The 6,949-nt window shown below is 63.4% G+C and carries 6 protein-coding genes and 1 CRISPR repeat array; of the genes, 3 read left to right on the top strand and 3 right to left on the bottom strand.

Annotated features, from left to right (window positions below; all coding sequences use genetic code 11):
• Both cas2e and CON76_RS05285 read left to right on the top strand, forming a co-directional pair.
• The coding region (cas2e, locus tag CON76_RS05290; protein ID WP_240592773.1) for a type I-E CRISPR-associated endoribonuclease Cas2e at positions 1 to 293 on the top strand (293 nt) is incomplete at its 5' end.
• A 37-nt stretch (positions 294 to 330) separates the two neighbouring features.
• A CRISPR array of direct repeats spans positions 331 to 2,616; the repeat unit is 28 nt; unit sequence GCCTTCCCCACGCCCGTGGGGGTGTTTC.
• Between the two features lie 398 nt (positions 2,617 to 3,014).
• Positions 3,015 to 3,470 (top strand): DUF2442 domain-containing protein, encoded by a 456-nt coding sequence (locus CON76_RS05285; RefSeq protein ID WP_101102341.1) that lies wholly within the window; start codon positions 3,015 to 3,017, stop codon positions 3,468 to 3,470.
• A gap of 74 nt (positions 3,471 to 3,544) precedes the next feature.
• On the opposite strand, the gene CON76_RS05280 is transcribed toward CON76_RS05285, so the two are convergent.
• Complete coding sequence (locus CON76_RS05280) at positions 3,545 to 4,390, bottom strand: class III extradiol dioxygenase family protein (protein ID WP_101102340.1); 846 nt, start codon at positions 4,388 to 4,390, stop codon at positions 3,545 to 3,547.
• A 21-nt stretch (positions 4,391 to 4,411) separates the two neighbouring features.
• Positions 4,412 to 4,762, bottom strand: coding sequence for a protocatechuate 4,5-dioxygenase subunit alpha (locus CON76_RS05275; protein ID WP_101102339.1), 351 nt, complete (start codon positions 4,760 to 4,762; stop codon positions 4,412 to 4,414).
• Positions 4,763 to 4,852: 90 nt separating this feature from the next.
• Here CON76_RS05275 and CON76_RS05270 point away from each other — a divergent pair, with 90 nt between their 5' ends.
• Entirely contained in the window at positions 4,853 to 5,827 is a 975-nt protein-coding gene (locus tag CON76_RS05270) for a LysR family transcriptional regulator (RefSeq protein WP_101102338.1), read from the top strand.
• Here the strand turns inward: CON76_RS05270 and CON76_RS05265 are convergent.
• Complete coding sequence (locus CON76_RS05265) at positions 5,748 to 6,722, bottom strand: helix-turn-helix domain-containing protein (RefSeq protein WP_101102337.1); 975 nt, start codon at positions 6,720 to 6,722, stop codon at positions 5,748 to 5,750. The genes CON76_RS05270 and CON76_RS05265 overlap by 80 nt on opposite strands.
• Between the last annotated feature and the right edge of the window lie 227 nt (positions 6,723 to 6,949).

Here is a 6,949-nt window from a genome sequence, read left to right as displayed (position 1 = left end):
TAGGGCGGGGAGGATGTCAACTGCCGCCCGCCGTGCGCGGACGCATGAAGCTGTGGTTCGTGGAACCCCGGCCCAATGTGTTTGTGTCCGGTGTCAAGCACTCGGTGGCCGAAACCGTGATCGACTACCTGTACAAGCACTGCCCGCCCGAATCGGGCTTGCTGATGGTGCGCTCCATTCCACAGCCCCCCGGTTTTGAAATGCGCTGCATCGGTCCACCGCGCAAGCCGACGATAGAAATCTCCGGCTTGCAGCTGATCGTCGAAACCCTGAAATCGACAAATACACCATAGGTAGTGTGATTGCTTTCTTTTGACGCTATACACTGGTGCCTTCCCCACGCCCGTGGGGGTGTTTCTCCCTTCTACGCCGCTTCTGTTTGGGCGTGCCACGCCTTCCCCACGCCCGTGGGGGTGTTTCCCACCACATTTCAGCCCTTTTGTTCTCGAACCGGCCTTCCCCACGCCCGTGGGGGTGTTTCTGACGCAAGCAAGTACGCTTACAAGGAACTTATGCCTTCCCCACGCCCGTGGGGGTGTTTCCCGCGAGTTGGCAGCCGACCTGCACGCCATGCGGCCTTCCCCACGCCCGTGGGGGTGTTTCTGGCACTTCGTGGACGACGACGGCAACCGCGACGCCTTCCCCACGCCCGTGGGGGTGTTTCCGCCCGCCTGATCGCCGCTGCGCCTGATTTGCTGCCTTCCCCACGCCCGTGGGGGTGTTTCTGCAGCAAGCCGACGACACCAGCAAGAGCGAAGGCCTTCCCCACGCCCGTGGGGGTGTTTCTTTTGCCGTGCGGGCGGGTTAAGGGAACAGAAAGCCTTCCCCACGCCCGTGGGGGTGTTTCCCTGGACTGCTGGTGGTGAAGAGCTGCGAGCGCGCCTTCCCCACGCCCGTGGGGGTGTTTCCCATCTACAAACGATCCGGCGACACGTTTACAAGCCTTCCCCACGCCCGTGGGGGTGTTTCCGAGCGCACCCGTCAGGGCCGTGAAGTTGCTAAGCCTTCCCCACGCCCGTGGGGGTGTTTCTCTTGCTCGGCCATGTAGTCCTTGCTGGAGGTCGCCTTCCCCACGCCCGTGGGGGTGTTTCCGTCAGAATCTTCACATCTGATGGTGTTGGTATGCCTTCCCCACGCCCGTGGGGGTGTTTCCACCGCCAAGAATGCCGCACAGGCCGCCGCCACGCCTTCCCCACGCCCGTGGGGGTGTTTCCGGCGCGAAAGTCGCCACGTCGTTCATTACATCGCCTTCCCCACGCCCGTGGGGGTGTTTCCAGGCCAGCGGCAGGGCCGGTGGGTGCAGCGGGGCCTTCCCCACGCCCGTGGGGGTGTTTCTCCATGCGGCTGCTTGCGCCGGGGTGATGCAAGGCCTTCCCCACGCCCGTGGGGGTGTTTCCCAAAACGCGCCGCTATGGCACGCCGTCGCACGGCCTTCCCCACGCCCGTGGGGGTGTTTCCTGGATGCGATTGAAGATTTGGGTACGCTCATTGCCTTCCCCACGCCCGTGGGGGTGTTTCTTGTTTCTGGACGACCTGCGCACGGTGAAAGCCGCCTTCCCCACGCCCGTGGGGGTGTTTCCATCAGGCGCTGGATGTTATCGCCCAGCATTGAGCCTTCCCCACGCCCGTGGGGGTGTTTCCACATCCACCGGCGGCAAACCCACGTCAGCCGAGCCTTCCCCACGCCCGTGGGGGTGTTTCCACGTCCTTGGCGGCTTGACCAGCATTCAGCAAGCCTTCCCCACGCCCGTGGGGGTGTTTCTAGGGGAAGGGTTAGTATAAAGTTGCCAAGGCTGCCTTCCCCACGCCCGTGGGGGTGTTTCTCACCGTTGTCGGTCATCAGACAGATCATGTCCGCCTTCCCCACGCCCGTGGGGGTGTTTCTTCAGCGATTTTGATTATGCGCGCGCGGTGTTGGCCTTCCCCACGCCCGTGGGGGTGTTTCCGCCTCTTGCTCCATCAAAGCGTATTGCTCAAAGCCTTCCCCACGCCCGTGGGGGTGTTTCTGCCCGTATTCACCCGCACGCGGGCGCGCTGCTGCCTTCCCCACGCCCGTGGGGGTGTTTCCAAACTGCAACCCGGCCAGCCCGTGCCCGTTGGGCCTTCCCCACGCCCGTGGGGGTGTTTCCCGCCCCCGTTTCTTGCGCGTACAGGGCCAAAGGCCTTCCCCACGCCCGTGGGGGTGTTTCTGCTTGATTGTGCGGGTCTGCACCCCACACAGCGCCTTCCCCACGCCCGTGGGGGTGTTTCTGCTTCCTGATCGTCGTTGAAGATGTCGTGTGCGCCTTCCCCACGCCCGTGGGGGTGTTTCCGAGATGGACGAAGATGGCATCGAGCAAGATGTGCCTTCCCCACGCCCGTGGGGGTGTTTCTAAACCTCCAGCGCATACCGCGCAACGGGGCCGGCCTTCCCCACGCCCGTGGGGGTGTTTCTCAGCTCACAGTAGGACTTATGTTGTTGTTGAGGCCTTCCCCACGCCCGTGGGGGTGTTTCTGCGCCCGGATTTGATGCACGGCGCGGGGAGTGGCCTTCCCCACGCCCGTGGGGGTGTTTCCTACGACCTGCTGCCCGACTTGCTGGCGCTGCAGCCTTCCCCACGCCCGTGGGGGTGTTTCCCCAGCGCGCAATGCGGCCAGCATTTCTTGACATCCTCCCCGCCATTAATGGCAGGGATTCCCTCTACAGGACGGCCATGCCCGACCGCATCGGCTTGCGCCGACTCATTCAGCAAAGCGCCTACCTCTCGGACTCCCATGCGGGACGGCGAATCACCGGACATTTCTGTGCTCGGCTCCAACTGCCTAATGGCAAAAGAAGAATTTGGAACTGTCGTCGCAACAGAGGGCAGTCTACCACCAGACAGGCCGTCCCGGCCTGTTCGCTCAGACCTCGGGCTGAACCCCGAGGCTTGCCGCTCAATCTGGGTCAAGCCCGCCAATCGTCTCAATGAGGTACTGCGAAACATTGCCGAACACACCGCCACTTACTTGGCCGAATACAGGAGGTTGAACCCATGAAAAAGCCCATCACCATCAGGGCCGTGCGCGTTGTGGGCCCACTGGCCCTTGACATCGACTGGAGCACCGGCGAAACGCTGCGCCTCAACATGTCTGGCCTGACTGCGCCGCCGTTTGATGCGCTGCGTGAGCCCGACTGCTTTGCACAAGTGGAGATCGAGCCCTGGGCCGGGCACGGGCTGGACTGGCCGGGTGGCCTGTCGATGGACTCCGACCGGCTCTACACGCTGTGCCGCGAACAAGCCGGCATGCCCACCGCAGAGGCGTTTGACGCATGGATGCGCCGCAACGGCCTGAGCTTGGCCACCGCCGCCGAATCGCTGGGCATGACGCGGCGCATGATTGCGTACTACCGCACAGGCAACAGCCCCATACCCAAGGTGGTGGGGCTGGCCTGCAAGGGCTGGGAAGCCCAGCGCCAAGAACGTCAACAAGGCGCTGCCCGCGCCTGAAAACCCCCTTCTGCTTCGGGCTTGGCCAGGGTGCGCAGCAAGTAGGCCGCGTTGGCCAGCTTGCAAATATCACATCAAGCCAGCGTCTCCAGCGCAATCAGCCCGGTGGCGGTGTTGGAGATAGGGATGTGGTAGTTGCTGTGCACCTTGCGCACGCCCGAACCCGCGTTGGTCAGAGCAGCACGCATGGCCAGCCACATCAGCAGTTCCACGCCTTGGGTGCCGGTTTTTTCCACCAGCTCATGGATGCTGAACTGGGTGGCCCATTCCGGGTTGCTGACCAGGCTTTCCATGAATTGCAGGTCAAACTTTTTGTTGATGTGACCGGCGCGCTGGCCTTCCAACTGGTGGCTTAGACCGCCGGAAGCAATGACGGCCACCTTTTTGTCGCTGTCCCACGCCTGAATGGCTTGCCCCACCGCCTTGCCCATGGCATACACGCGGCTGGCCTTGGGCAGCGGAAACTGCACCGTGTTGATGCACACCGGCACAATCGTCACCGGGCACTCATCGGGCCAAAACAGCTTGAGCGGCAAGGTGCAAGCGTGGTCCACCAGCATTTCCTGGCAGGTCACCACGTCGAATTCTTTGTCAATCAGGGTGTTGATGATTTGCCACGACAGGTCGATCTCACCAGCAAACGGCGGCAGGGTCGGGATGCCCCAGCCTTCGTCGGCGTTGTTGTACTGCGTGGCCGCGCCCACGGCAAAGGTCGGCATTTTGTCGAGGAAGAAATTCAGGCCGTGGTCGTTATAGAACATCACCACCACGTCGGGCTTTTTCTCGGCCAGCCACTCGCGGATGGGCGGAAAACCGTTGAAGAACGGGGCCCAGTACGGATCTTGCTGCAAGCCCTTGTGGATTGCACCGCCAATGGCGGGAATGTGTGACGTGCCCAGGCCGCCGATGAGTTGTGCCATGTCTGTGCTCCTTGTGTCGGTTTATTGGAAGTTGGCGGCCAACAGCTTGGCCTTGAATGCTTCCACGGTCATGCCGGTTTGCTGGGCACCAATGTCTTGCATGTTCAGCCCGAAGATGCCGGCAAACTTGGCCAAGTAGTAGGCGTTGCCGCCCGCTGCCAACAGATCGAGCACTTGGCGCGAACGGATGGCCGCTTTCTGCTGCTCATTGAGGCCGTACTGCGTCATGTAGGCCTCTTCATCGGCCAGGAACGCGGTGCGGTTGGCTTCGTCGTTGAAGGAGAAACACATCTTGTTGAGCGCGTAGCCTTTTTTGGCCATGTCGCTGTCAAACAAAACGGTGCCGGGAATGGGGGGCAAGGTCTGGGACACTGGGTGGTCTCCTGCAAAAAAACGGTGTGTTGTGGCGGTAGTATGCGGGCCTTCAGGCCACAAATAAACAGATTCTTCGTCATATTACCCATGAGCCATTTCGATTGGTCAGATTTGGATGCCCGGGCGCTGCAACTGCTGGTGGCGGTGGTGGAAGCGGGCAGCGTCACCGGCGCAGCGCAGCGGCTGGGCGTGACGCAATCCGCCGTCAGCCACCAACTGGACAAGCTGCGCGCCATCACGCACGATCCGTTGTTCGTCAAATCGGGCCGCAGCGTGGTGGCCACCGCGCGGGCCGAGGCCTTGGCCACCCAAGCCCGCGAACTGTTACGCGAGCTGGAACGCTTTGCCCGTGCCGGTGCGGCGTTTGACCCGGCCCGTTGGCACACCACCTTCACCATTGCCGCCAACGACTTCCAGCGCGACACGCTGCTGCCTGCGCTGGTGCAACGCCTGCGCGAGCAAGCACCGGCGGTGGTGCTGCGCGTCATCGCCTCCGACGTGCCCACGCTGACCATGCTGCGCGATGAACACTGCCAGCTCATCATCAGCCCACGCCCACCCGATGGCGGCGACATCCTGCAAAAACGCCTGTTTGAAGACCGCTACCGCGTGTTTTACGATCCCGCCACACGCGACGCACCCCGCAACCTGGACGATTACCTCGCCGCTGAGCACATCACCGTGCTGTACGAACCCCAGCGCCGCCTGGACGTGGACGAGTACTTGGAACGCCAAGGCCTGCGCCGCCGTTGCAGCGTGCTGGTGCCGGGTTTTGCCGCCTTGCCCGCCTTTGTGCGCGGCAGTCGTCTGCTGGCCACCGCGCCGGGGCTGTTGCAGCGGCACCTGCTCAGCGGCTTGGCCAGCGTGGCCATGCCCTGTGCCTGCCCCACCCTGCCGATGTACCTGATCTGGCACCAGCGCCACCAGCACGATGCCGCCCACCGCTGGCTGCGCGAACAACTCGAAGCCGTGGTGCCCGGTGCTACGCAGGGCTGCCATTGCCCTGCTGCGCCAGCTGCAACTGGCGCCAGCGGTGCGGGTTCAGGCCCATGCGGCGCTTGAAAAAGCGCGAAAAGTAGGCCGGATCGGCAAAACCCAGCTCCTCGGCCAGCTGTGCCACCGGCGCGGCAATGTAGACCAGCCGCCGGCACGCCTCGCGCGTCAGGCGCTCGTGTACCAGCTCCAAGGCGCTGCGCCCGCTTTCGGTACGCGCCAGCCGGTTCAGGCGCGCCGTGCTCAGGCCCAGCCGCGAGGCGTACTGCTCCAGCGACCAATGATCCTGGAAGTGCGCCTCCACCAGCAGCAGGAAACGGGTGAACAGCGCCTGGTGCCGGTACGCGCGCTCGCCGCCGTGCTGGTCGCGCCACAACGCCCGCGCCTGCGCCAGCCGCCACACCAGCGCCCGCGCCAGCCAACCCGCCACGGGGGATTCGGCGTTGCCGGGCAACACGAACTCCGCCGCCAGCTCGCGGAACAACGCGTCCAGCCGTTGCACCGTGGCGTCTGCGGTGTCGGGCGTGGCGGCAAAACGCACCACACCCGGCGCCGAAAACAAGGCCCGGAACGCCTCGCCGATGGACTCGAATTCGCCTTCGACCAGGAAGCGCGCACTCAGCGTCAACACCAAACCATCGGTGTCGGGGGCAAAACGCAAACCGTGTACCACCCCTGGCGGCACCACCACGGCGGCAGGGCCTTGCACCGACTCGCGCCACTCGTCCAGCACCACGTCTGCCGAACCTTGGTACAGCCACAGCACCTGGTACAAACCCTGATGCACGTGCGGCTCGATCTCCCAATGGTACAAGCGGCTGCGCGACTGCACCTCCTCGATGTGCAGCAGGTCCTGCCCCGGCATGGCCGCCTCGCCATAGAGGGCAAAACGCGGGATTTGCAGCCCGCAACGGCCTGTGGTGGCCTCGGCAGGACGCAAAGATATAGCGGAATTTTTTGACATGGCAGGCCATATTTTGAACGAAAAGTACCATTTTTTGATTTGAAAATCACCGCCAGGCCCATGACCTTTCCGTTACAGTGTGGGTTCCAGACCACACCGCCAAGGAGACGTCAGCGTGTTTCACTTCGACCCCTATTCACCGGCCATCGACGCCGATCCGTTCCCGTACTACAAGCGCCTGCGCGACGAGTTCCCCTGCTTCTGGAGCCAGGGCAATCGCATTTGAA

This window comes from Macromonas bipunctata (genome assembly GCF_002837135.1).
In the GTDB taxonomy this organism is placed as follows: domain Bacteria; phylum Pseudomonadota; class Gammaproteobacteria; order Burkholderiales; family Burkholderiaceae_C; genus Macromonas_A; species Macromonas_A bipunctata.
Note: the sequence above shows the minus strand (reverse complement) of the source record. Positions and strands in the feature narration are given on the sequence as shown.